At 70.6% G+C, this 22,783-nt stretch carries 21 protein-coding genes; 9 read left to right on the top strand and 12 right to left on the bottom strand.

Features of this window, described 5'->3' with window-relative positions; all coding sequences use genetic code 11:
- The first annotated feature begins 150 nt into the window (after positions 1-150).
- The 3 genes from AVAK2825_RS03935 to AVAK2825_RS03925 all read left to right on the top strand — a co-directional run bounded on the left by AVAK2825_RS03935 (position 151) and on the right by AVAK2825_RS03925 (position 1,880).
- Positions 151-774 (top strand): phosphoadenosine phosphosulfate reductase domain-containing protein, encoded by a 624-nt coding sequence (locus tag AVAK2825_RS03935; RefSeq protein WP_272565862.1) that lies wholly within the window; start codon positions 151-153, stop codon positions 772-774.
- 209 nt (positions 775-983) lie between these two features.
- Positions 984-1,202, top strand: coding sequence for a CsbD family protein (locus AVAK2825_RS03930; RefSeq protein ID WP_272565861.1), 219 nt, complete (start codon positions 984-986; stop codon positions 1,200-1,202).
- A 99-nt stretch (positions 1,203-1,301) separates the two neighbouring features.
- Complete coding sequence (locus AVAK2825_RS03925) at positions 1,302-1,880, top strand: hypothetical protein (protein WP_272565860.1); 579 nt, start codon at positions 1,302-1,304, stop codon at positions 1,878-1,880.
- A gap of 117 nt (positions 1,881-1,997) precedes the next feature.
- On the opposite strand, the gene AVAK2825_RS03920 is transcribed toward AVAK2825_RS03925, so the two are convergent.
- Positions 1,998-5,366 (bottom strand): sensor domain-containing diguanylate cyclase, encoded by a 3,369-nt coding sequence (locus tag AVAK2825_RS03920; RefSeq protein WP_284394608.1) that lies wholly within the window; start codon positions 5,364-5,366, stop codon positions 1,998-2,000.
- Between the two features lie 149 nt (positions 5,367-5,515).
- Between AVAK2825_RS03920 and AVAK2825_RS03915 the strand changes: the two genes are divergently transcribed.
- Complete coding sequence (locus tag AVAK2825_RS03915; protein WP_284394607.1) at positions 5,516-6,052, top strand: hemerythrin domain-containing protein; 537 nt, start codon at positions 5,516-5,518, stop codon at positions 6,050-6,052.
- Positions 6,053-6,075: 23 nt separating this feature from the next.
- Here AVAK2825_RS03915 and AVAK2825_RS03910 read toward each other — a convergent pair whose 3' ends face one another.
- The 6 genes from AVAK2825_RS03910 to AVAK2825_RS03885 all read right to left on the bottom strand — a co-directional run bounded on the left by AVAK2825_RS03910 (position 6,076) and on the right by AVAK2825_RS03885 (position 11,533).
- Positions 6,076-6,390, bottom strand: coding sequence for a hypothetical protein (locus AVAK2825_RS03910; RefSeq protein WP_284394606.1), 315 nt, complete (start codon positions 6,388-6,390; stop codon positions 6,076-6,078).
- A complete protein-coding gene (gene creD / locus AVAK2825_RS03905) occupies positions 6,387-7,802 on the bottom strand; it encodes a cell envelope integrity protein CreD (RefSeq protein ID WP_284394605.1) in 1,416 nt (471 codons plus the stop codon). Before creD ends, AVAK2825_RS03910 begins: the two co-directional genes overlap by 4 nt.
- 124 nt (positions 7,803-7,926) lie before the next feature.
- Positions 7,927-9,390, bottom strand: coding sequence for a two-component system sensor histidine kinase CreC (gene creC, locus AVAK2825_RS03900; protein ID WP_284394604.1), 1,464 nt, complete (start codon positions 9,388-9,390; stop codon positions 7,927-7,929).
- A 50-nt stretch (positions 9,391-9,440) separates the two neighbouring features.
- On the bottom strand, positions 9,441-10,142 hold the full coding sequence (locus AVAK2825_RS03895; RefSeq protein ID WP_284394603.1) for a response regulator: 702 nt from the start codon (positions 10,140-10,142) through the stop codon (positions 9,441-9,443).
- Positions 10,143-10,151: 9 nt separating this feature from the next.
- Entirely contained in the window at positions 10,152-10,787 is a 636-nt protein-coding gene (locus tag AVAK2825_RS03890; RefSeq protein WP_272565846.1) for a MarC family protein, read from the bottom strand.
- Positions 10,787-11,533: an SDR family oxidoreductase gene (locus AVAK2825_RS03885; RefSeq protein WP_284394602.1), complete on the bottom strand. Its 747-nt coding sequence runs from the start codon at positions 11,531-11,533 to the stop codon at positions 10,787-10,789. The genes AVAK2825_RS03890 and AVAK2825_RS03885 overlap by 1 nt, the downstream gene beginning before the upstream one ends.
- 157 nt (positions 11,534-11,690) lie before the next feature.
- On the opposite strand from AVAK2825_RS03885, the gene AVAK2825_RS03880 reads away from it, so the two are divergent.
- The 5 genes from AVAK2825_RS03880 to AVAK2825_RS03860 all read left to right on the top strand — a co-directional run bounded on the left by AVAK2825_RS03880 (position 11,691) and on the right by AVAK2825_RS03860 (position 15,608).
- Positions 11,691-12,380 (top strand): dienelactone hydrolase family protein, encoded by a 690-nt coding sequence (locus AVAK2825_RS03880; protein WP_284394601.1) that lies wholly within the window; start codon positions 11,691-11,693, stop codon positions 12,378-12,380.
- 160 nt (positions 12,381-12,540) lie between these two features.
- Positions 12,541-13,542, top strand: a complete 1,002-nt coding sequence (locus tag AVAK2825_RS03875) for an acyl-CoA dehydrogenase family protein (RefSeq protein WP_284394600.1) — start codon at positions 12,541-12,543, stop codon at positions 13,540-13,542.
- Positions 13,530-14,288: a PIG-L deacetylase family protein gene (locus tag AVAK2825_RS03870; protein ID WP_284394599.1), complete on the top strand. Its 759-nt coding sequence runs from the start codon at positions 13,530-13,532 to the stop codon at positions 14,286-14,288. The genes AVAK2825_RS03875 and AVAK2825_RS03870 overlap by 13 nt, the downstream gene beginning before the upstream one ends.
- 1 nt (position 14,289) lies before the next feature.
- Entirely contained in the window at positions 14,290-14,934 is a 645-nt protein-coding gene (locus AVAK2825_RS03865; protein ID WP_284394597.1) for an SAM-dependent methyltransferase, read from the top strand.
- On the top strand, positions 14,931-15,608 hold the full coding sequence (locus AVAK2825_RS03860; RefSeq protein WP_284394595.1) for a glycosyltransferase family 2 protein: 678 nt from the start codon (positions 14,931-14,933) through the stop codon (positions 15,606-15,608). Before AVAK2825_RS03865 ends, AVAK2825_RS03860 begins: the two co-directional genes overlap by 4 nt.
- A gap of 150 nt (positions 15,609-15,758) precedes the next feature.
- Here AVAK2825_RS03860 and AVAK2825_RS03855 read toward each other — a convergent pair whose 3' ends face one another.
- The 5 genes from AVAK2825_RS03855 to AVAK2825_RS03835 form a co-directional block, all read right to left on the bottom strand.
- Positions 15,759-17,399, bottom strand: a complete 1,641-nt coding sequence (locus AVAK2825_RS03855; RefSeq protein ID WP_284394593.1) for an S-layer protein — start codon at positions 17,397-17,399, stop codon at positions 15,759-15,761.
- Between the two features lie 174 nt (positions 17,400-17,573).
- Positions 17,574-19,142: a DHA2 family efflux MFS transporter permease subunit gene (locus AVAK2825_RS03850; protein WP_284394591.1), complete on the bottom strand. Its 1,569-nt coding sequence runs from the start codon at positions 19,140-19,142 to the stop codon at positions 17,574-17,576.
- 101 nt (positions 19,143-19,243) lie between these two features.
- The gene (locus tag AVAK2825_RS03845) at positions 19,244-20,545 is read right to left on the bottom strand and encodes an HlyD family secretion protein (RefSeq protein WP_284394589.1); all 1,302 of its coding nucleotides are present in this window, start codon (positions 20,543-20,545) and stop codon (positions 19,244-19,246) included.
- Between the two features lie 59 nt (positions 20,546-20,604).
- Positions 20,605-22,203 carry an efflux transporter outer membrane subunit gene (locus tag AVAK2825_RS03840; protein WP_284394587.1) on the bottom strand — a complete coding sequence of 533 codons (1,599 nt, stop codon included), beginning with the start codon at positions 22,201-22,203 and terminating at the stop codon, positions 20,605-20,607.
- Between the two features lie 13 nt (positions 22,204-22,216).
- On the bottom strand, positions 22,217-22,747 hold the full coding sequence (locus tag AVAK2825_RS03835; protein WP_284394585.1) for a MarR family winged helix-turn-helix transcriptional regulator: 531 nt from the start codon (positions 22,745-22,747) through the stop codon (positions 22,217-22,219).
- Positions 22,748-22,783 lie beyond the last annotated feature (36 nt).

Here is a 22,783-nt window from a genome sequence, read left to right as displayed (position 1 = left end):
GAGCGGCTGTACTGATTTTTCGCGGCCCGCTTCACCGGTTCCCCGCCGGGCTGCAGGGGCGGGATGCCGCCAGGCTGCGGCCCTGCAGCGCAAAAGGCACAATCGCCCGTCCCACCGGGCCGCTCTCGCCCGGTCCCGTTGGAGCATGGAATGAGCAGCATCGACCTCGCAAGAATCAACGCCGAACTCGGCAAGGACGCCCAGGGCCTCGTGGACTGGGCCGTGGGCCTGGGCCGGCCCACCATCGTCACCACCAATTTCCGGCCGTTCGAGGCCGTCATCCTGCACATGGTCACGCGGGCCCGGCCCGACGTGCCGGTGGTGTGGATGGACAACGGCTACAACACCGAGGCCACTTACCAGTTCGCCGACGAGGTGACCCGGCAGCTCGGCCTGAACCTGTCGATCTACCTGCCACGCCGATCGCGCGCCCACCGCGAGGCCGTCGAAGGCCCGGTGCCCGCGCTCGACGATCCGCGGCATGCCGCCTTCACCGAAGAGGTCAAGCTCGAGCCCTTCGCCCGCGCGCTGCGCGAGACCGCGCCGCAGGTGTGGTTCACCGCGCTGCGCGCCACCGACACGGCCGTGCGCGCGCAGATGGACCCGGTGAGCATCAACCCCGACGGCCTGCTCAAGGTCGCACCGCTGCTGCACTGGTCGTCCAAGGATCTGTACGAATACCTCGTGGCCCACCAACTGCCCAACAACTTCGACTACGTGGACCCGACGAAGGGCGAGGACAACCGCGAATGCGGGCTGCATCTGGCGCACTGAGCGCATGGGCCAATAGCCGAAAGGGGCGTGCAGTGCACGCCTCTTTTTTTTGTCCTTATCAACCGTAGGCCTGGGCTGACGCGTGCTGCCCCCGGATGACTACGCCTGTCCCGAGGGGGCACTTTTACAGTTCGTCCATCGCATCCAGCCAGGGTTCCAAACCGTCTCGGAGTGGAGGGCTGAAGCGAATAACCAAGAGGACTTGTGCCATGAATGAAGACACCGTCAAGGGAAACTGGAAGCAATTCACCGGCAAGATCAAGGAGCAATGGGGCAAGCTGACGGACGACGATCTTGACGTGGCAGCCGGCAAGCGCGACCAGTTCCTGGGCAAGCTGCAAGAGCGCCAGGGTCTGGCCAAGGATGCCGCCGAGAAGGAACTGAAGTCCTGGCAAGACCGCCACCCCGAATTCCGTTTCGACAAGTAAATCCCGGGCCTTTCCCACTTTTAAAAACCAGCGGTGTTCGCCGTGCTGCCACAAGGCAAATCGACAACCGCCCCCCCTACAGACATTAAGGAGAAAAATATGAAACACGCACGCAATCTTCTGGCCATCGTGGCCGCCGGCCTTCTCGCCACCAGCGGCATGGCCATGACCAAGGAAGAGCACAGCGCCGCCAAGGACCGCATCTCTGCCGACTACAAGATGAACAAGCAGAAGTGCGACAGCATGACGGCCAACGCCAAGGACGTCTGCATGAAGGAAGCCAAGGGCGCCGAGAAGGTCGCCAAGGCCGAACTGGAAGCCCAGTACAAGCCCAGCGACAAGGCCACCTACAAGGTGAACGAAGCCCGCGCTGACGCCGCCTACGACGTCGCCAAGGAAAAGTGCGACGACCAGCAAGGCAATGCCAAGGACGTCTGCGTGAAGGATGCCAAGGCCGCCCACGTGAAGGCCAAGGAAGACGCCAAGGTGGCACGCGCTCAGGCCAAGCCTTCGGACAACATGGCCAAGAAGGACGCCAAGGTCGCTGAAGTGAAGAAGGATGCCGCTGAAGAAAAGCGCGAAGCCGAATACAAGGCCGCCAAGGAGCGTTGCGATGCCGCGACCGGTGACGTCAAGGACAAGTGCGTTGCCGATCTGAAGCGCGTCTACAACCAGTAAAACGGGTTGGCCTACCCCCGCGTTCGGATGAACGGATGGGGGTGCCAAAAGCAAAAAGGCTTCGCAGTGCGAAGCCTTTTTTTTGCATTGCGGCGGCCGCAGCGAAGGGCCGTGCGTTCAGCGCCACCGCATGAAACGCGCCCGTCCGGCGGCCTTGGCCTGGTAGAGCGCCTGGTCCGCGTCGCGCACCAATTGCTTTTCTGTCACTTCCGCCGTGGGCTGCAGGGCCGCCACGCCGATGCTCAGGGTGACGTGCGGGCCCAGGGGCGAAGCGCCATGGGGGAGGGCGGCATGGTCGAACGCCTGCAGCACCCGCTGGGCCACGACCTGCGCCTCGTCGCCCGTGGTGCCCGGCAGGAGCACCACGAATTCTTCGCCTCCGTAACGCATCGGCTTTTCATGGGCCCGGAACAACGCCCCCTGCAGCACGGCGCCGACCTGGCGCAGGCATTCGTCGCCGGCCTGGTGCCCGTGCATGTCGTTGTAGTGCTTGAAGTGGTCGATATCGATCATCAGCAGGGCCACGGATGCGTCTTGCCGGCGCGTTCGGCCCCACTCGGCGCTCAATGCCTCGTCGAACAGGCGGCGGTTGCCCAGCCCCGTGAGGGCATCCGTATAGGACAGTTCCGCCAGCGTGGCGTTCAGGCGCTGCAGTTGCAGCTCCGAGTGCTTTCGCTCCGTGATGTCCTGGAAGGCCCCGCTCAGCTGGACGATCCGGCCGTCCTGGTAGGTCGGCTCGCCCTGGGCGCGCACCCAGAGATGGCGCCCCTTGTGCGAGATCAGTTCCAGCTCCAGGTCCCACGGCGTGCCGTCGTCCATGCACCGCTGCACGGCCGCGCCGATGAGGGGGCGCGAGGCCTCGGTGTAGTAGTTCAGCGCCTGTGACAGGTCCGGCGCGGTTTGCGGCTCCAGGTCATGGATGCGGTAGACCTCGTCCGTCCATGCCGCCTCGCCCGTGGCCGGATTCAGCGTCCAGCCTCCCACGCGTGCCATGGCCCCCGATTGCCGCAGCAGCAGGGCCGCGCGGGCCAGCGCCTCTTCGTCGAGCTTGCGCTGGGTGATGTCCATGAAGGTGCCGATGATGGTGGAGGGCGCGCCCGTGGCGCTGCGCCGGATGACCTTGCCGCGGGAGAACAGCCAGATCCATGGCCCCTGCGGGCCTTGCACCCTGAACTCGTTTTCGTAGCTTTCCGTCAACCCGCCGAGATGCCGGCGGAAGGCGGCCACGTTCGGCTCCTGGTCGAGCGGATGCAGCGCAGCGGTCCATTCGGGCACCGTCTTGGTCACCTCGGTGGGGCCGAAGCCCAGCATGGCCGATCCGCGGGCGTCCACCTGCAGCGTCATGGCCTCGATGTTCAGTTCCCACAGCCCCAGTTCGGCCCCTTCGAGGGCCCGCTCCAGCCGCGCGGAGCTGATCGCAAGCCTGTTGGCGTAATCCTTGTGGATGGTGATGTCCGTCACCGTGAGGTGGAACCCGACTGCGGGCGCCGATGCCGGGTCCAGCCCCTCCGGCTGGACATCGGGGATGTAGCTGGCGAACATGACCCGGGTTTCGCCGGCGGCGTTGGTGACCTCTGCCTCGAACTGCACCCGTTCGCCTTTCAGCACGCGGTCGATGTAGGGCCAGGCTTTGGCGAAGTGCGCCGGCCCCAGGACTTCATCCATGGAGCGGCCCACGATCTGCGCGGGGTCCTTGCCGAACCATCGGCCATAGGCCTTGTTGGCGAACTGGTAGCGCAGGTCCGCGTCCACGTGCGCGATGAGTGCGGGCACGCTGTCGGCCATCAGCTGCAGCTGGGCTTCGCGCCGGCGCAGCTGCTGGTCGGCCGCGACGCGCTCGCTGATGTCGTGCATGAAGGCCGTCACGATGCGGGACGATTCCAGCTGCACCTGGCTGAGGGTGATCTCCATGGGGAACTCGTGCTGGTCGCGGTGCCATCCCGGAAGGAGTTGCCTGCGGGCCCGCGTGTCCTCGTTGCCCATGAGCGCCGCCAGGCTGCGCGTTCGCATCGCCGGGGTCAGGATGGTCTCGGCCATCGGCCGCCCCAGCACCTCGGCCCTGCGCCAGCCGAACGTCGCCTGGGCGGCGCGGTTCCACTCCAGAATGTGGCCGTCCTCATCGGCCACGATGAAGGCATCCTCCGTGTTTTCCAGGATGCTGCGCATGCGGCGCTCGCTGTCGCGCAGGCGCTCTTCCATGGACCGCTGCTCCGTGACGTCCTGGATCTGGGCCACGAAATGCAGGGGCTGGTCGAATTCGTCCCGCACCAGCGAGACCGCCAGATGGGCCCACACCGTCTCGCCGTCCTTGCGCACGTAGCGCTTGCCCAACTGGTAGTTCTGCGTTTCCCTGCGGACCAGCCGGTCGATGTGGTCGCGGTGGGACATCAGGTCGTCGGGGTGGGTGAGCCGCCGGAAATCCATGTGCAGCAATTCGTCCCGCGAGTAGCCCAGCATGTCGCAGATCGCGTCGTTGACCTCGATCCAGTGGCCCGTGGTGGCGACCAGGACCATCCCGTGGGTGGCCGCGCTGAAGGCGCCCGAAAAGCGCTGGGCCGCGATCGTGGCGGCCCGGGTCGCGGCGCGCAGCGCCGTCACGTCGTGCATCAGGCACACCGCGCCCATCTTGGTGCCGTCCGCATAGAACAACGGCGACGCGTTGCACAGCACCGACCGGGGCGCCTGGCCCCTCGCCTTGATGACCAGCTCGAACCCGCGAACGGTCTCGCCGCGCCAGGCGGCCAGCAGCGGGATGTCCCCGGTCGCCAGCAGCCGCGTGCCCGAGGCCTCGAACAGGTCGAAATGCTCAGCCCATTCGCTCGGCGGCAGGGAGCGAGGGTCGGTGCCGTGCCATGCCCGGGCCACGTGATTGAACTCGCCCAGCAATCCATCGGGGCCGCAGGACACGACCGCATCGGGCATGGCCTCCAGCAGGCGGCCCAGGGTGCCCGCCTGGATCTGGGCCTCCCGGCGGCCCTGGCGGGCCTCCAGCTGACTGACCACCTGCCTGGACAGGCGTTGCAGCGCCTCCCGCTGCGTTCCGGACAGGTGCCGCGGCACCCGGTCGATCACGCACAGCGTGCCGTAGACATGCCCGGCGCTGCCCACCAGCGGCGCGCCTGCATAAAAGCGGATGCGCGGTTCGTCGAGCACCATGGGGTTGCTGGAAAAACGCGGGTCCTCCAGCGCGTCGGGGACCTCCAGGATCTGCGTGGACGCCAGCGCATGGCTGCAGAACGCGATCTCGCGGGGCGTCTGCGATGTGCCCAGGCCGCAGCTGGCCTTGAACCACTGGCGCGTTTCGTCGATCAGCGAGATGAGCGCGATGGGCACATCGCAGCACTGGCTGGCCAGCCACACCAGGTCGTCGAAGACCGGCTCCGGCGCCGAGTCCAGCACCCCGAGCATCTGGAGCGCGGCGACGCGCTCGCCTTCGTTCAACGGCATCGCGGCGGCGGCACTACCCGGGGTGGACGGCTGAGTCATCGAATAATTATCAGATGTCCGGCCCCTTTCCGGCAGGCCTGCGCCGCAGGCCGTGGCCCGGTGCGCGATCGCCGGCGCCCTGACCTGCATCAAAGCCCGGTGCCGCGGTGGCTCTTAAGCTGGCCTTCCACTGGATGCAAGGACTGGAAATGGCTGCACTGCAATGGTCCGAGGGCCTCGCCCTCGACCTTCCCCTCATGGACGAAACCCACCAGGAGTTCGTGGAACTGCTGGCCGCCGTGGAGGCCGCGCCGGACGCGCAACTGCTGGGCGCCTGGCACGCGCTGGTGTCGCACACCGCCGACCACTTCGCCCGCGAGGACGACTGGATGGCCGCCACCCGCTTCGCCTCGGGCAACTGCCACAGCCTGCAGCACAAGGTCGTGCTGCAGGTGCTGCGCGAGGGCACGGCGCAGGCCGAAGCGGGCGAGCCGGCCGTGCTGCGCCGCATGGCGTCGGAGCTGGCCCTGTGGTTTCCGCAACACACGCAGACCATGGACGCGGCGCTCGCCCTGCACCTGCGCCGCGTGGGCTTCGATCCCGCGACCGGCACCGTGCATGCGCCGGGCGCCCTGCCGGCGCAGGCCATTCACGGCTGCGGCGGCGCTTGCTCGGGCGACGGTGGGGCCCTGCAGGCAGAGACGGCCGCAGCGCCCCGCCCGGCGCGCGAAGCGGTCGCGGCCTGAAGCCCGGCGGCCCTCGCCGCGGGCTAATGGCGCCCGCGGGGCAGCAGCAAGGCCGCCATCTGCCAGGAGAGCGTGCGCATGGCCCGGCGCCAGGCCGGGGACGCGGCATCCGCAGCCCCTGGCCAGTAGGCGGCCTTCAGGATGCCCTGCTTGGCCTGGCGCAAGGCTTCGCGGTCCCGCGCCGCCAGGGCGCACAGCAGGCGGTCGTGGTAGCGCTGCAGGCGCTGCGCCTGCGCCATCGACAGGCCCTGCTCGCCGCGCTCCGGCTGCGCTGGCGCGGCCAGGTGCGTGTCCCAGGGGCTGGCCCGGTGGGCCGGCCAGGGCGACTGCGCGCTCATGCGGCCTCCGGACGAGGGGTGGAAACAGGGCGTTGCGCGGTCAGGCCGTACCAGTTCACCCGTCGCGTGAGCACCATCACGGCGGCCAGCACCAGGAACAGCGCGATGGCACCCACGGCCAGCGCGGTCTGCTCCAGCTGCAGCAGCAGGTAGAGCAGGCCGTAGAGCAGCGCGATGCCGGCCCCGAACGGCAGGCCGAGCCACAGGCTGCCCAGCATGTGGCTGGCGTAGTAGGCCAGCAGCAGCACGCACGCGCTGGCCGCAATGGCATACGAAACGCCGAAGGGCAGGTGCTCCGACAGGCTCACCAGCAGCAGGAAGAAGCTGCACAGCGCACTGCCGACCAGCAGGTACTGCACCGGGTGCACCCGCAGCCGCTTCATCAGCTCGAACAGGCCCACCGCCACGAAGGTGAGCGCGACGAACAGCACGCCGTATTTGGTGGCGCGGTCGCTCAGGGAATAGGGATTGACCGGGTCCACGAAGGCCACGGTGAAGCTGTCGGCGCAGCCGCGGCCGTCGGCGGGCGCGGCGTCGTAGGCGCGGTCCGCGGTAGGGGCCGCCTCGCACGCGGGGCGGCCGGCGGCCACGTCCTGCTGGGCCGTGCTGGCCAGCGAAGACAGGCGCCACAGCGCGGAAAAGCCTTTGTCCCCCACGGTGCGCTCCGATGGCAGGAAGCGGCCGGCGAACGAGGGGTGGGGCCAGCTGCCGTCCATCTGCACCTGGGTCTGGCTGCCCAGCGGCACGATGGCCACGCTCTCGGTGCCCACGAGTTCCAGGTCCATCTCGGCCTTGAACGGGCCGGTGTCGCCGCCTGGCCGCTGCACCAGCGCTTCGGGCAGCGGGGCATGCAGGCCGCGGGGGTAGGCGGGGTGGAAGGTGCCGGGTTTCAGGGCCAGCGCCTGGCCGCCGACGGTGAGCTGGGCCGCGCGGATGCCTCGCGCATCGCCCACCGCCATCATCAGCAGGGGCGCGCCGCACTGCATGCGCGAGCCCTGCACGGTGGTGTCCGGCCGCAGGCTCGCGAGCGACGACCACTCGGCGGCGACATGCGCCTTCAGGGTGTAGGTGTTGACCTTGTGCACGCCGCGCGAGCGCTCCTGCATGGCAGTGCCGGCGCGCAATTGCAGGGTATCCGGCATGGCGGTGAGCACGAACTCGCGCCGTTTCTCGACCGTGGTGCGCTCGCTGCCGGTGCCGGTCACGGCATCCCAGCTTTCCACGCAGGCGCTGTGGATCAGCGGCCCCAGCAGGGTTTGCGAGCCCGCCAGGCTGCGCGCCACGCCATCGGCGGTGAGGGTGCGGTAGCGTTGGCGGTCGCGCACCACGTCTTCGATGAGGCCCAGGCCGAACAGCAGGAGCAGGGTGATGGCCGCGAGCGCGGCCAGTTTGGTGAACAGGGGGTGTTTCAAGGAGGCTCTCCGCCAGTGGATGTGGAGGGCAGTGTGGTGATCGGGCGTGAGGCGGAAATGAAGTTTGTGAGTGCACGGTGAAGTGCGCCGGCGCGCGGCCGGCCCGGTGGCCGGGGCGCCGCCGTCAGGCGGCCGGAAAGGCGAGTTCGACCCGCAGCCCGGGCTGGGTGTTGCGCACCGCCATCGTTCCCCCGTGCAGCGCCATGATCCGGCGCACGATGGCCAGGCCCAGCCCCGAGCCGCTGCGCTCTCCGCCCGGCCGCGCGGTGGTGAAAAAGCGCTCGCCCAGCCGCGGCAGCGCATAGTCCGGCACGCCGGGGCCCGCGTCCTGCACGGCCACCACCGGGCCCTGCAACTCCACGCGCACCGCGCTGCCGGCGGGCGCGAAGTCGATGGCGTTGTCGATCAGGTTGGTGATCGCCAGCGTCACCAGTTCGGCCTCCCACGGGCCGCCGGCGCCGTCGCCCGTGAGCACCAGGTCGATGGTGCGCTGGCTGGCGCGGGCCTGGGCCTGGCGCACCGCCAGGGCCGCGCAGTCCTGCAGCGAGACGGCGGTCGCGCCCTCGGCCCGCTGGCGCTGCTCGAGCTGGCTCAGCGCCAGCAGCCGGTCCACCAGGCGCTGCAGGCGCTCGCTTTGCTCGACCACCTGCGTGGCGAACTGGGCGCGGTCGGCCGGGGGCAGGTCCTCCTGCAGCAGTTCGCCCGCGCCGCGAATGGCGGCCACGGGGCTTTTGAGTTCATGCGTGAGGGCGCGCACGTAGCCTTCGATGTAGTCGTGCCCTTCCAGCCGCACGCGCATGCGGTCCATGGCGCGGGCCAGGTCGCCCAGCTCGCCCGGCACCCGCGGCACGGCCAGGGGCTGCGTGGGATTCAGGCCGCCGTCGGCCGGACCCTGCACGCTCAGGGCGTAATCGCGCAGGCGGCGCACGTGCCACACGGTCCACACGGTGACGGCCACGCCCACCAGCGCCGACAGGGCCAGCAGCAGCAGGCCGCCGCGCAGCACCTTGCGCTCGGCCCGGTCGATGAAGCGCTGCACCGAGCGCGTGGGCTTGGCCACGGTCAGCACGCCGCCGATGCTGCGGCCGGACGGCCCGTCCACCAGGATGGGGGCGGCCACGTACATCACGCCGCTGGTGTCGTCGCCCTGCACCTCGCGCGTGGCGCGGGCGCCGTACTCGCCCCGCAGCGTGCGCGCCACGTCGCGCCAGCCCGAATAGTCCTCGCCCACGGCGCTGCGCTCGGAGTCGAACACCACGCGCCCGGCGGCATCGGTCACGTAGATGCGGAAATCGAGCGTCTGCTTGGTGAGCCCCCAGATCGCGGCGTCGACCGGGCGGCTCGCGTACTGGCGCACGTGCTGCGCGAAGCGGCTCTCGGGCGTGCCGGGCGCAGTGGCGCCCAGGCGGCCGGCGGCCAGGTCGTCGCTCGCCAGTTCGGCCAGGATGTTGGCGGTGTCCACCATCATGTCTTCCATCACCTCGCGCACGCTGGGCTTGATCTCGGCGGTGAACACGCGCAGCACGAAGAAGGCCGCGATGCCGTTGATCAGGAAGAAGGCGAACAGCAGCCGGATGCCCAGGCGCATGGGTCAGGCCCTCGCCAGGGTGGGCTGCGCGGAGCGGTGCCAGCGGGCGCTCATGGCTCCAGGCAGTAGCCCATGCCCCGGTGCGTGCTGATGTATTCGCGCGCCGGGTCCGCTTCGCGCAGCTTGGCGCGCAGCGTCTTGATGTGGGTGTCCACCGTGCGGTCGGTGCTTTCGCTGTCGTCGCCCCAGGCGCCGGCGAGCAGGGCCTCGCGCGACTGGATGCGGCCGGCGCCGCGCAGCAGGCAGGCCAGCAGGCGGTATTCGCGCCGCGTGAGCGGCAGCGGCCGGCCGTGCAGGCTCACGCGCTGGCCGGCGGCATCGTCGTGGAACGGGCTGGGCGGCGCCGATGCCGCTGCCAGCGGTGCGGGGGCCGCCGCGCGGCGCAGCAGGGCTTTCACGCGGGCCGCCAGCTCGCGCGGACTGAAGGGCTTGGGCAGGTAGTCGTCGGCGCCCAGTTCCAGGCCCAGAACGCGGTCGAGCTCTTCGCCGTGGGCGCTCAGCATGAGCACCGGTGTGGCCTGGTGCGCCGGGTCGCGGCGCAGGTCGCGCAGCAGATCGAGGCCGTTGCCGTCGGGCAGGCCCACGTCCAGCACCAGCAGGTCGAAAGGCCGGGCGCGCAGCTGTTCGCGCGCGTCCCGCAGCAGCAGGCTGTGCACGATGGACAGCCCCTCGCGCTCGAGCGCATAGGCCACCGTGCGCGCGATGGCGGGGTCGTCCTCCAGCAGCAGCAATCGGGCGTGGGTGGTGGCCATGCCGTGCCCTCAGCGCGCGACCAGCACGGGGAACAGCTTGCCCAGCCCTTCGGCCATCACTTCCACCGCCAGCGCCGCGAGGATCAGGCCCATGAGCCGCGTCATCACGTTGATGCCGGTCTTGCCCAGCACGCGCGCGATGGGGTCGGCCAGCGCGAAGCACAGCGCCGTGGCGCCGGCGATGACCACGCCGTAGCCCACCAGCGCCAGGTGCTGCCAGAAGGTCTGCGCCCGGTCGGCATAGATCACCACGGTGGACATGCTGGCCGGCCCGGTGAGCAGCGGGATGGTGAGCGGCACCACGGCGATGCTGTCGCCCTGGGCGGCCTTCTCGGCGCCTTCCTCCAGCTCGTGGGTGTGGGGCTTGGCCTCGGCCGGCTGGGCGTTGAGCATGTTCATCGCGCTGATGAGCAGCAGCATGCCGCCGCCCACCTGGAAGCTCTGCAGCGAGATGTTGAAGAACTCCAGGATCTGCAGCCCGAGCAGCGCGCAGGCCGCGATCACGCAGAACGCGCTGAAGGCCGCCACCTGGATGGTGCGCCGGCGCTGGCGCTGCGAGAACCCGTCGGTGTAGTGGATGAAGAACGGCACGATGGCCAGCGGGTTCACGATGGCCAGCAGCGTGATGAGCGGTTTCAGGTCCATCAGCGGCCTCCGGAGACTTCGAGCAGGGACAGGGTGGTGTAGCTGGCCGCCTCCGACATCAGCCAGACGATGGCCTCGGCCACCTCCTCGGCCGTGCCGCCCCGGCCCATGGGTACCTGGTGCGCCAGGTCGCGCACGCGGTCGGGCAGGCCGCCGCTGGCGTGGATGTCGGTGTCGATGAGGCCGGGCCGCACCGCATTCACGCGGATGCCCTCGGCCGCCACCTCGCGGGCCAGGCCGAGCGTGAGCACGTCGATGGCGCCCTTGGAGGCGGCGTAGTCCACGTACTGCCCGGCCGCGCCCAGGCGCGCCGCGGCGCTGGACACGTTGACGATGCTGCCGCCCGCGCCGCCGTGCTTCGTGCTCATGCGCCGCACGGCCTCGCGGGCGCAGAGAAAGCTGCCCACCACGTTGATGTCGAACATGCGGCGCAAGCGCTCGGCGCTCATCTGGTCCACGCGCGCGGGCACATCGACCACGCCCGCGTTGTTCACCAGGGCACCGAGCGCTCCCAGGCGGGCATCGACTGCCTCGAACAGGGCGACGACCTCGTCTTCCTTCGCCACGTCGGCCTGCACGGCGATGGCCTGGCCGCCCGCCTCGCGGATGGCCTGCACCACGGCGTCGGCCGCCTGCGCATCGCGGGCGTAGTTCACCGCCACCGCCCAGCCCTGGCGCGCGGCCAGGCGTGCGGTCGCTGCGCCGATGCCCCGGCTACCACCGGTCACAAGTACCACTTTGTTCAATTGCCGTCTCCTGCAAGAATGCACCGTTGGCGAAAGGTCCCGCATTACAGCATCCGCCGGCCCGGGCCACCACCGGGCCGGCGCGTCTTTTCACCGCTCCGCTTTCTTTCAACCACCCTCTCTCACCCATCCCTTCCGGCAAAGGAGTCGCATCATCATGGGCAATTTCGTGGACATCGCATCGGCTGACGGTTTCAAGGTGCCCGCCTGGGTCGCGCAGCCCGAGGGCCAGGCACGCGGCGCCGTGGTCGTGCTGCAGGAAATCTTCGGCGTGAACTCGCACATCCGCGCCGTGGCCGACCGGCTGGCCGCGCGCGGCTACCTGGCCGTGGCGCCCGCCACCTTCGCCCGGGTGCAGCCCGGGGTCGAGCTGGGCTACAGCGCCCAGGACATGCAGGACGGCATCGCACTCAAGTCCCGGGTCGAGGCGCTGCCCGGCGCGGGCGTGCTGCCCGACATCCAGGCCGCCATCGACCACGCGGCGCAGGCCGGCGGCGGCAAGGTGGGCATCGTGGGATTCTGCTGGGGCGGGCTGCTCACCTGGCGCGCGGCGTGCGAGCTGCAGGGCCTGTCGGCCGCCGTCTGCTACTACGGCGGCGGTATGACCTCTACCGAGGAAAGCGCGCGCACCCCGAAGGTTCCGGTGCTGGCGCACTTCGGCGACCGCGACCACTTCATTGCGCTCGACAGCGTTCAGGCCTTCGGCCGGGCGCACCCGGAAGTGGAGGTGCACGTGTACGACGCCGACCACGGCTTCAATTGCGACCAGCGCGGCTCCTACGACGAGGCCTCGGCCACCCTGGCGCGCGAACGCACGCTGGCGTTCTTCGCCAAGCACGTGGGCTGAGCGGAGCCCCCCGGGGCCGGCTGAGTGGCAGCGGGCCGCCGACCGGCGTCCCACAGCGGCAGGGGGCCGAGGCTGACACGGCCGCCGGGGGCCGCCCCCTAGCGTCGGAAGGATGCGCCGCGATCTCCTTCCCCCCACCGATTTCCCTCTGGGCACCCCCGTGCGCCACGCACTGGACCATGTCCAGGCGTTCGGTGCCGACCCGCAGGCCCGTGCCACCACCGCCGATCGCTTTCGCTGGCTCGCCAAGGTGACCGGTGAGGACGCCGCCATCGGCAAGCTGTTCGAATCCCATCTCGACGCGGTCGGCATCGCGCGGGAGATTCTGGGCGATGGCGACGCCGCCGCGCTGGTCCGTGCGGTCGATCCGTCGCAGGGCCTGTGGGGCGTGTGGGCCGCGGGCGGGCCGGCCGGCGCAGAACTGCAGCTGGCCGCGGGCCCCGACGGCGGGCTGGTGGTCTCCGGCCGCAAGTGCTGGTGCTCTGGCGCCTCGGGCGTCAGCGCCGCCCTGGCCACGGCCCGCGATCCGGACGGGCAGGTTCAACTCATTGCCGTGTCCATGCACCACCCCCGGGTCACCGTCACCCGCGAGGGCTGGGACGCCGTGGGCATGGCCGATACCGCCAGCGTGGACGTGCTGTTCGACACGGTGCCGGCATGGCCCGTGGGGGCGCCCGGCGCCTACCTGGACCGGCCGGGCTTCTGGCACGGTGCGGCCGGCATCGCTGCCTGCTGGCACGGTGCCGCTGCCGCCGTGGCACAGCGCCTGCGCGAGCGGGTGCAGCAGCGCGGCGCGGCGGCGGACGACCTGCTGGCTGCCCACCTGGGCGCGGTGGATTGCGCGCTGTCCGCGTCCGCCCTGGCACTGTGCCATGCCGCCGCCGCCATCGATGCGCACCGGGCGGGCGGGTCGCCGTTCGGCCGCCGCGAGGCCCTGCAGGTGCGCGGCACCGTGGAAGCGGCCGCGTCCACCACGATCGACCACGTGGGGCGCGCCTTGGGGGCGGGCCCTTTGTGCCGCGACGCCGACCACGCCCAGCGCGTGGCGGATCTTGCGGTCTTCCTGCGCCAGAGCCATGCCGAATGGGACCTGGCGGTGCTCGGCCGCTTGGCGGCACAGGCGAACGAAACCCTTCCTGGAGACAACGCATGGACGCTGTGATCGCTTCCCACAAGCCCGCCGCCCGGCGCCTGCGGGCCGTGCCCGCGCGCACGCCGGTGCCGGCAGCGCCGCAGCCGCGGTTGCTGCCGGCCACCCCCGAATCGCTGGTGGCGCCCTTCAGCCGCGTGGTGGTCGTCGCGCCGCACCCCGACGACGAGGTGCTGGTGCTCGGCGGCACGGTGGCGCAACTGGCGCGCCGTGGCCACGAGGTGCTGGTCTACGCGGTTACCGATGGGGAGGCGAGCCACCCCGGCTCGCACGCCTGGCCCGCCGAGCGCCTTCGGCAGGTCCGGCCGCAGGAGTCGGCCAACGCCCTGGCGCAACTGGGCATCGCGGCGACCGTGGTGCGCCTGGGCCTGCCCGATGGCGGCCTGGCGGCCGAGGAGCTTGCGCTCGCGGCGCACCTGCAACTGGCGCCGGGCGACACGGTCTTCGTGCCGTGGCGCCACGACGGCCACCCCGACCACGAGGCCTGCGCCCGCGCCGCCCTGGCGGCGGCCCGCACGGTGGGGGCCTGTTGCATCGAGTACCCCGTCTGGGCCCTGGTGCCCGAACACGCGGCCCACGCGCGGCTGCGCCATCGCACGCTGCGGCGCATCGCCGTGGCCGATGACCTGGTGCAGGCCAAGGCCCGCGCCGTGCGCGCCTTCCAGAGCCAGATCCAGCCGGACGGCGGCGTGGCGCCGGTGCTGCCGCCTTCGGCGCTGCAGGCGTGGAACGGCCGCTTCGAGTGGGCGATGGCCTGACATGGGCGCGCCCCTGGCCGATACCGTTCACTTCGATCAACTGCACGCGCGCAGCGCCGACCCGTGGGGCGTGCACACCCGCTGGTACGAGCGCCGCAAACGCGATCTGCTGCTGGCCGCGCTCCCCCGTCCCCGGTATGCCCAGGGCTTCGAGCCCGGCTGCTCGGTGGGCGGCAACACGGTGGCGCTGGCCGCGCGCTGCGACCGGCTTATCGCATCCGATGCCAGCGCGGCGGCGCTGGTGCGCGCCGCCGCCACGCTGAGCGGCGCCGGCCATGTGGCGCTGCGGCACTGGCGCTTTCCGCAGCACTGGCCCGAGGCCCCCAGCGACCTCATCGTGGTGGCGGAACTGGCCTATTACCTGCCGCCGGCCGACTTCGCCCATTTCCTCGCGCAGGTGCCCGGGCATCTGCAGCACGGCGGCCACCTGGCGATGTGCCACTGGCGCGCGCCGGTGGCGGATGCGCCGGCCCATGGCGACGGCGTCCACGCGCAGGCGCGGGACACCTTGGCGCTCGACCACGTGGGCGGCTGGTGCGACGAAGACATGCGCATCGACGTGTGGCAGAACGGGGGCGGCACCTCGGTGGCGGAGGCGGGCGGCGCTCAGGAGCGGCTGGCCCGTGCGGCGGAGGGCGCCCCATGATCGGCGTGTGCATTCCGGCGCACGACGAAGCCGCCCTCATCGACGCCTGCCTGGATTCGGTGTGCGCGGCGGCCGCGCAGGTGCAGGAACCCGTGCGCATCGTGGTCGTGGCCGATGCCTGCCGGGACGCCACGGCGGCCCTGGCACGCACGTGGGGCTGCGACGTGGTGGAGATCGGCGCGCGCTGCGTCGGCACGGCGCGGGCGGTGGGCATGGACCACTTGGTCGGGCTTGGCGCCCGCTGGCTGTGCTGCACCGATGCCGACAGCCGCGTGCCGCCGCAGTGGATCACGGCGCAACTGGCCTGCGCGAGCGATGCCGTGTGCGGCACGATCGGCGTGGAGGACTGGCACGAGCATCCCCTGCACGTGGCTCAGGCCTTCGCATCGCACTACCAGGACCGCAACGGCCACCGGCACATCCACGGCGCCAACCTCGGCGTCTCGTCCGCGGCCTACCGGCGCGCGGGCGGTTTCGCGCCGCTCGTGGCGCACGAGGACGTGCGGCTGGTCGAGGCGCTGCTCGCCCAGCAGGCGACGGTGGCGTGGGTGCGCGACCCGCGGGTGATCACCAGCGCACGCTGCATCGCCCGCGCGCCGGAAGGGTTCGCCGCGTGGCTGCAGGCGCGCTGGCACACGGGGGGCGGGGTGCCGGCCGGCGCCGCCCTGACGTGAAGCGGGCGGGCGTTGCGCGGCCCTGCCGCCTCCTGGGTATCGAGTCGGAAAGGGCTCCAGCGCATATGTTTCTAGGGCATTGCGCTATTAAATAAATAGCAAACTGCCCCGACCATCCACAGGCGCCAGGCGCCCCGCCGCGCCCGGCCTTCAGCGCACCGACACGAAGATCGGGTTGGAATAGAACCAGAGGTTGCCGTAGTTGCGGTCGTTGATCTGGTCGTGGCGCTGGGCCGGGTCGGACGTGGTCACCGCCTGGTCCGCCAGCGGCTCGCCGTTCGCCGTGAGACCGGCCACGTTCTCGCCCAGGTTCGTGCCGCGCAGGCGCAGGTACTGGTTCTTTGCGATGGTGAGCGGAATCTCCATGGTGTAGTAGCCCTCGCCGTCCTGCGTCCAGTCGGCGGCCGTGAACCGGCGCAGCACGCGGGTGGTGGGGTTGGTGGCCTGCTGGTAGGCGGCCGATCCGGGCTGCGCGCGCTCGCCCACGTCGCCCGCGATGAGATCGATGTGGTCCACCTTGGGCGTCATGTTGCCCAGGTTGCCGCTGGCCACCGGTCGCTGGTAGTTGTTGACCGGCGGGCTCTTGAAGCGGATGCGCACCGTCACGCTCTCGCCGGCCGAGGCCTTGACCTCCTGGCCCATGGTCCCCTTGCCGCTCAGGGCGTACACGTTGAAGTCCAGCGCGTTGATGAGGTCGCCGAAGACGCCGAAGCTGCGGCCCGCGCGCAGGCTGTCGACCAGGCCGCCGATGCCCCCCTCCGCCTTGCTGGCCTGCCAGACGTGGTTCTTGGCGTATTCGCCAGGGTAGTAGCCGCTGCTGTTGTTGTTCGAGTCGATCTCGAAGTGCGAGTCGGAGTCGGCGATGTTCCAGATGCGGCGGCCCTCGCCCAGCAGTGCGTCCCACACGCCGCCGAGTTTCGCCACGATGGCGTCGGTGCCGCCGTAGGTGCGGTTGGCTTGGTTGGCGTCGATGTAGGCCGAGGTGTAGCCGCCGCGGTCGGGTTCGAGCTGGTTGCCCACCATGCCCTCGATGGCGAACACGATCCTGGGCGCCAGGTCGTTCATCTGGCGCAGATCGGCGATCGAATACTTGCCGGGGTTGCGCGAGGGGTGGTTGATCAGGGCGTAGCTGGTGTCGGGGTACTTCGCCTTCAGCCAGGCGATGGCCTTGAGCGCGTCGTCGGCCGTCTGGTTGAAGCGCTGCGGGTACTGGGCCTTCCAGCGGGCCACGTCCGCCGCGTCGAAGAGCGATTCGGCGCCCGTGGTGAACAGGTACTGGAACTCCTTGGCCCCGCTGGTGGAGGGCTTCAGGCTGCCGCTGGCCCCCTCGAAGAGGCCGACGCCGATGTGGTCGTGCGTGGGCATGTCCCACTCGAACCCCGAGAAGATCAGCTTGCCGGCGTAGTTGCCAGAGGCCTGCAGCGCCTGGATGCGCGGGATCTCATAGGCCTCCATGCCATAGGCGAAGGCCTTGGGAGCGGGCAGCAGGTTGGCCGCGTTGTCGTACTTGGACGAGCGCAGGTGGTTGGTCACCGCCATCCAGTCCAGGCGGTAGGTGGTGAAGGCCTTGCCGAGCAGGAAGTCGAGCGTCTGCGTCGTGCGCGAATCGTCCGATTGCACCGTGTGGGTGTGCAGGTCGCCGGTGGTCCAGCGGCCCTGTTCGGCGGCGGGCGTGCCGTCGCCGGAGCCGCCGCAGCCCGCCAGCAGGAGGGAGGGAAGGGCCAGGGCGATGGCCAGGGGCATCCGGGCACGGCGGAAGGTTTTGGGGGCAGGGGCAGAGGGGCGGGTCATGGGTTATCTGGATTTTTTGACGCAGGGGCCGCCGGCCGGCGCATGCCGGTGCAGCCCCGCGTTTGTAGAAATCCCGGATGAACCCGTGATGACATCGCCTGCGCAGGCGGCTTTTTGCCCGCGCGAATGCCCTGGAGTGAGGCGGTGGCGCAACAGTCGCCCCAGCCCCCGGCCTCAGTGCGCGCCGGCCGCGGCGTCCGCGCTGCCGGCGCTGGGTCGCACCGGGTGGGCCAGCCAGACCAGCGGAATCAGCAGCAGGAACAGCACGGCCGACGCATAGAAGATGTCGTTGGCAGCCAGCATGAAGGCCTGCTGGTTCACCATGCGCTCCACCTGCGCCAGCGCCTGCTCGGGCGTGAGGCCGCCCGCCTGCAGCCCCTGCAGCGTCTGCGTGACGGCCACGCCGCCCTGCTGCAGCCCTTCGGTGAGCTGGGCATGGTGCAGCGTGGCGCGCCGCTCCCACAGCGTGGTCGAGACCGAGGTGCCGATGGCCCCGGCCGTGATGCGCATGAAGTTCGACAGCCCCGAGGCCGACGGAATGCGCGCGGGTGCGATCTCCGACAGCGTGATCGTCACCAGCGGGATGAAGAAGAACGCCATGGCGATGCCCTGGATGATCGTGGGCACCATGATCGTGGTCAGGTCGGCCTGGGTGTTGAACCGCGAGCGCATCCACAGCACCAGCGCGAACACCAGGAACGCGAAGGTGGCAAAGCGCCGCGGGTCCACCTTGGCGATGTTCTTGCCCACCACGGGCGAGAGCACCAGCGCCAGCAGCCCCACCGGCGCCAGCACCTCGCCGGCCTGCGTGGCGGTGTAGCCCATGTACTGCTGCAGCCACAGCGGCAGCAGCACCACGTTGCCGAAGAACAGGCCGTAGCCCACCGACGTGGCCAGCGCGCCGGCCCAGAAGTTGCGGATGCGGAACAGCGTGAGGTCCACCACCGGGTGCGGCTCGCCGCGCTCCCAGATCATGAAGGCGGCGAAACCCACCACCGCCACCACGCCGCACGCCACCACCCAGGGCGAGGCGAACCAGTCGTGCTCCTTGCCGATGTCCAGCATCACCTGCATGGCCGCGACCCAGATCACCAGCAGCGCCAGGCCGATGGAGTCGATGGGCAGCGCCCGCCGCTCGGATTCACGCTTGTGGAAGATGCTCCAGGTGACCAGCACGGCCATGATGCCCACCGGCACGTTGATGTAGAAGATCCACGGCCAGCTCATGTTGTCGGTGATCCAGCCGCCCAGGAGCGGCCCCATCACCGGCGCGACGAGCGTGGTCATCGACCACATCGCCATCGCCAGCCCGGCCAGCGCCTTGGGGTAGCTGGACAGCAGCAGCGACTGCGACAGCGGAATCATCGGCCCGGCCACGAAGCCCTGCAGCGCGCGGAAGGCGATCAGCGTGGCCATGTTGGGCGCGATGCCGCACAGCAGCGAGGCGATCACGAACAGCGTCACGCTGGCCACGAACAGTCGCACCTGCCCGAAGCGCTGCGACAGCCAGCCCGTCAGCGGCACCGCGATGGCATTGGCCACCGCGAAGCTGGTGATGACCCAGGTGCCTTGCGTGGGGCTCACGCCCAGGTCGCCCGCGATGGCGGGCAGGGACACATTGGCGATGGACGTGTCCAGCACGTTCATGAACGTCGCGGCCGAGAGGGCCAGCGTGCCCCACATGCGCGCGCTGCCTTCGAGGGGCGGCGGCGCCTGAGGCGCAGGGGTGTTGGGGGAAGACATGGGTCAGCGTGTTGTGGGAGTGGTTCTACGGCTGGCCCGCTGCGGCGGTGCGCAGCGGGTCTGTCTTGGGGAGCGAGGCGCCGCCGAGGCGGCCCGCAGGGTCAGTGCGACGCGGTCGTGGCCGGCGCCATGGCGACCTGCGACGCGCCCTTGGCCGGCGCGGCGGCCAGCGTGGGCTTGTAGCCCGGGCCAGCGTTGGCCGCGATGATGCGGGCCACGTCGGCACCGGCGCCCTTGTCCAGGTCGTCGTACACCGCGGTCTGCGCCACGGCCTGGGTGCGCGGCGCGTCGGCCAGCAGGTGGCCGCTGCGGTCCTGCGTGTCCACCTTCACGTCCATGGACAGCCCCACGCGCAGCGGGTGGGTGCGCAATTGCTCGGTGTCGATCGCGATGCGCACCGGCACGCGCTGCACCACCTTGATCCAGTTGCCGGTGGCGTTCTGCGCGGGCAGCAGCGCGAAGGCCGAGCCCGTGCCCACGCCCATGCCGGCGATGGTGCCGGTGTATTCCACCTTCTTACCGTACAGGTCGGCCGTGAGCTTGGCGGGCTGGCCCAGGCGCAGGTTGCGCAGCTGGTTTTCCTTGAAATTCGCATCCACCCACACCTGGTTGAGCGGCACCACGGTCATGAGCGGCGTGCCGGCGGCCACGCGCTGGCCCAGCTGCACGGTGCGGCGCGCCACGTAGCCGTCCACGGGGGCGGGCAGGTCGGTGCGGCGGGCGGCCAGGTAGGCCTCGCGCACCTTGCCGGCGGCGGCCAGCACGTTGGGGTTCTGGTCCACCGAGATGCCCTGGGTGAGCGACTGGTTGCTGGCGAGCTGCTCGCGCGCCGACACCACGCCGGCCTCGGCCGCGGCCAGCGCCGTGCGGGCCGCGTCGAGCTGGCTCTGGGCGTGGTTCAACTCTTCCTTGGACACGGCGCCGTTGCCCGACAGGGCCTGGCGGCGGCGCAGGTCGTCGTTGGCGCGGGCGATGTCGGAGCGGGCCTTGGCCACGTCCGCCTGGCGCAGGCTGATCTGCGCGTTGAGCGAGCCGTTGTTGGCATAGAGCGTGCGCGCCTGTCGCACCGCCTGGGCCAAGCCCGCCTCGGCCTGCTCCAGCGCCACGCTGGCATCCGCGGGGTCGAGCTTGACCAGCGCGGCGCCGGCCTTCACGAAGTCGGTGTCGTCGGCCAGGATGGACATCACGGTGCCGCCCGTCTGCGGCGTGATCTGGATGACATTGCCCTGCACGTAGGCGTTGTCGGTGTCTTCGTAGTGGCTGGCCACCAGCCAGTCGTACACGCCCCAGGCGCCGCCCGCGACCACCACGACGGCGGCGAGCGAGATCAGGGCCTTGCGGCGGCGGGCCTTGGCGGCGCCGGGGTCTGCGGGCGCGGTGGCGGGGGTTTGCGGTGCGTTCATGGAAAGGCTCCTCGCGGTCGGGAAGGTGTTCGGTTCGGTAAAAAGGGGTGGCGGGCGGCTCAGTGCGCGGCGGTGGCGGTGGCGGTGGCAGGGGCCGCCGTGGCCACGGCACCCGCGGCGCCGGGCGTGGTGGCGGCGTAGCCACCGCCCAGGGCGCGGATCAGCGCGACCTGGGTGTCCAGGCGGCGGGCCTCCAGGTCCACGGCCTGGCGGCGTTGCAGCAGCACGGCCGTCTCGGCGGTGAGCACGTTCAGGTAGTTGCCCAGGCCCGCCTGGTAGCGCTGGCGGGCGATGTCGTAGGCGGCCTCGGCGGCCTCTTGCGCATGGCGCTGCTCGGCCTGCTGGCGGTCGATGGAGCGGGCCGAGGCGAGCTGGTCGGCCGCGTCATGCACGGCATCCAGCAGCGCGGCGTTGTAGCTCTCGACCGCCGCATCCACGTCGGCGGCCTTGCCGCGCAGGTTGGCGCGCAGGCGGCCCGAGTCGAAAATCGGCAGGCGGATCGCCGGGCCGATGCCCCACTCCTTGCTGCCGGCCTCGGCGAAGCGGTCCAGCCCGATCGACGACAGGCCCAGGAAGGCCGTCAGGTTCACATTCGGATAGAACTGCGCCTTGGCCACGGCCACGTCCTGGGTGGCGGCTTCCACGCGCCAGCGCGCGGCGGCCACGTCGGGCCGCCGGCCCAGCAGGTCGGCTGGCAGCGTGCCGGGAATTGCTATCGAATGAATAGCATCCAGGGCAGGAAATTCTAGGGCGTTCGCTGCATTTGGCTGACCCACCAGCGCGCCCAGGGCATTGCGGGTGAGGGCGATCTGCTCCTGGATCGCCTCGATCTGCTGGCGCGCCTCGGGCAGGCCGCCTTCGCTCTGGCGCCGCTCCAGCTGGGTGTCCAGGCCCGCATCCACGCGGTCGCGCACCAGGCGCAGCGTTTCGTTGCGCTGGGCCAGCGTGCGTTCGGCCACGCCCAGTTGGGCCTTCAGGCGCGCCAGCTGGAAATAGCTGCGCGCCACGTTGCTGGCCAGCAGCAGGCGCGCGGCCTGGGCGTCGGCCTGCGCGGCGTTGGCGCTGCCCAGGGCGGATTCGAGCGCTGCGCGGTTCTTGCCAAAGAAGTCGATCTCCCAGCTGCCCGACAGGCGCGCCGTGCCGCTGTTGAGCACGCTCCCGGCCAGCGGCGGCGGGTAGGGGCCGTTGGCGCTGTAGAGCTGCCGGTTCACGTCCAGGCTCCCGTTGAGCTGCGGGCCGTCGGCCGCGCGGGCGGTTTCGATGAAGGCCTGGGCGCGGGCGATGCGCGCCTCGGTGAGCTTCAGGTTGGGGTTGGTGGCCAGGGCGCGGTCGATGAGCGCATCGAGCTGGCCGTCGCCGAAGCCCAGCCACCAGTCCGTGGGCAGCGTGGCTTCGGCGAAGGATTGCTGCGCCACCGCGCCGGCACCGGCGGCCGGCGCCGCGAGGCCGAGCGAGGCAGCATCGCGCATCTGCGCATGGGGCGCGATGCCGGACATGTCGGCGCAGGCCGTGAGGCCCGGCAGGGCCGCCAGCGCGATGGCCAGCGTGGCGAAATATTGCAGCGCGCCGCGCAGCGGGCTGGGGGTGTCGGGCGCCGCGGCGTCGCGGGCCGAGGCCGCATCGGCTGCGGCGGGCGTGGAGGGAAAAGTGGCGTTCATGGTGGACTGACTCTCAGGATGGGCGGGGCGCAGCGGTGTCGGCCGCCGCCCCCAGCGTCTGCAGGTTGCCGTGGATGCGCTTGAGGAAATCCTGCAACTGGTGGTACTCGGCCGGCTGGAAACCCTGGGCGCACACCTGCTGCACGTTGCCCAGGATGTCGGGAATCTGCGCGGCCGCCGCGTGCCCTTCGGGCGTGAGTTCGATGTGCACGACCCGGCGGTCTTCCAACGAGCGCGTGCGGGAGCACAGGCCCTTGGCCTCCAGCCGGTCGAGCAGGCGGGTCATGCCGCCGGCGTCGAGCTGGCACAGGCGCGCCAGGCCCGCGACCGTGTTCTCGTGGTTCAGGTACAGGCGCAGCAGCGGCTTCCATTGCGCATCGGTCAGGCCCAGGGGCTCCATGCGGCGCTCGATCTCGCTGGCGACGATGCACACGATGCGGCGCATCTGGTAGCCGATGCTTTCTTCCACCAGAAACGGAATGCCCGCCACGGTGAGCGGGGCGGGCGGCAGGCGGCTGGCATCGGTTTTTTGGGCGTCGATCATGGCCTGAACAATAATTGACTAGACAAACAATGTCAA

Origin of the sequence: Acidovorax sp. SUPP2825 (genome assembly GCF_030158995.1) — a bacterium.
Lineage (GTDB): Bacteria > Pseudomonadota > Gammaproteobacteria > Burkholderiales > Burkholderiaceae_C > Paracidovorax.
Note: the sequence above shows the minus strand (reverse complement) of the source record. Positions and strands in the feature narration are given on the sequence as shown.

Excerpts from the sequence above, each read along its gene's own strand:
- AVAK2825_RS03870 (WP_284394599.1), top strand. The coding sequence starts at position 13,530 with ATGGACGCTGTGATCGCTTCCCACAAGCCCGCCGCCCGGCGCCTGCGG.
- AVAK2825_RS03895 (WP_284394603.1), bottom strand. The coding sequence starts at position 10,142 with ATGGCCACCACCCACGCCCGATTGCTGCTGCTGGAGGACGACCCCGCC.
- AVAK2825_RS03925 (WP_272565860.1), top strand. The coding sequence starts at position 1,302 with ATGAAACACGCACGCAATCTTCTGGCCATCGTGGCCGCCGGCCTTCTC.
- AVAK2825_RS03920 (WP_284394608.1), bottom strand. The coding sequence starts at position 5,366 with ATGACTCAGCCGTCCACCCCGGGTAGTGCCGCCGCCGCGATGCCGTTG.
- AVAK2825_RS03835 (WP_284394585.1), bottom strand. The coding sequence starts at position 22,747 with ATGATCGACGCCCAAAAAACCGATGCCAGCCGCCTGCCGCCCGCCCCG.
- AVAK2825_RS03910 (WP_284394606.1), bottom strand. The coding sequence starts at position 6,390 with ATGAGCGCGCAGTCGCCCTGGCCGGCCCACCGGGCCAGCCCCTGGGAC.
- AVAK2825_RS03880 (WP_284394601.1), top strand. The coding sequence starts at position 11,691 with ATGGGCAATTTCGTGGACATCGCATCGGCTGACGGTTTCAAGGTGCCC.
- AVAK2825_RS03935 (WP_272565862.1), top strand. The coding sequence starts at position 151 with ATGAGCAGCATCGACCTCGCAAGAATCAACGCCGAACTCGGCAAGGAC.
- AVAK2825_RS03845 (WP_284394589.1), bottom strand. The coding sequence starts at position 20,545 with ATGAACGCACCGCAAACCCCCGCCACCGCGCCCGCAGACCCCGGCGCC.
- AVAK2825_RS03865 (WP_284394597.1), top strand. The coding sequence starts at position 14,290 with ATGGGCGCGCCCCTGGCCGATACCGTTCACTTCGATCAACTGCACGCG.
- AVAK2825_RS03915 (WP_284394607.1), top strand. The coding sequence starts at position 5,516 with ATGGCTGCACTGCAATGGTCCGAGGGCCTCGCCCTCGACCTTCCCCTC.
- AVAK2825_RS03850 (WP_284394591.1), bottom strand. The coding sequence starts at position 19,142 with ATGTCTTCCCCCAACACCCCTGCGCCTCAGGCGCCGCCGCCCCTCGAA.
- AVAK2825_RS03855 (WP_284394593.1), bottom strand. The coding sequence starts at position 17,399 with ATGACCCGCCCCTCTGCCCCTGCCCCCAAAACCTTCCGCCGTGCCCGG.
- creC (WP_284394604.1), bottom strand. The coding sequence starts at position 9,390 with ATGCGCCTGGGCATCCGGCTGCTGTTCGCCTTCTTCCTGATCAACGGC.
- AVAK2825_RS03860 (WP_284394595.1), top strand. The coding sequence starts at position 14,931 with ATGATCGGCGTGTGCATTCCGGCGCACGACGAAGCCGCCCTCATCGAC.
- AVAK2825_RS03890 (WP_272565846.1), bottom strand. The coding sequence starts at position 10,787 with ATGGACCTGAAACCGCTCATCACGCTGCTGGCCATCGTGAACCCGCTG.
- AVAK2825_RS03930 (WP_272565861.1), top strand. The coding sequence starts at position 984 with ATGAATGAAGACACCGTCAAGGGAAACTGGAAGCAATTCACCGGCAAG.
- AVAK2825_RS03840 (WP_284394587.1), bottom strand. The coding sequence starts at position 22,203 with ATGAACGCCACTTTTCCCTCCACGCCCGCCGCAGCCGATGCGGCCTCG.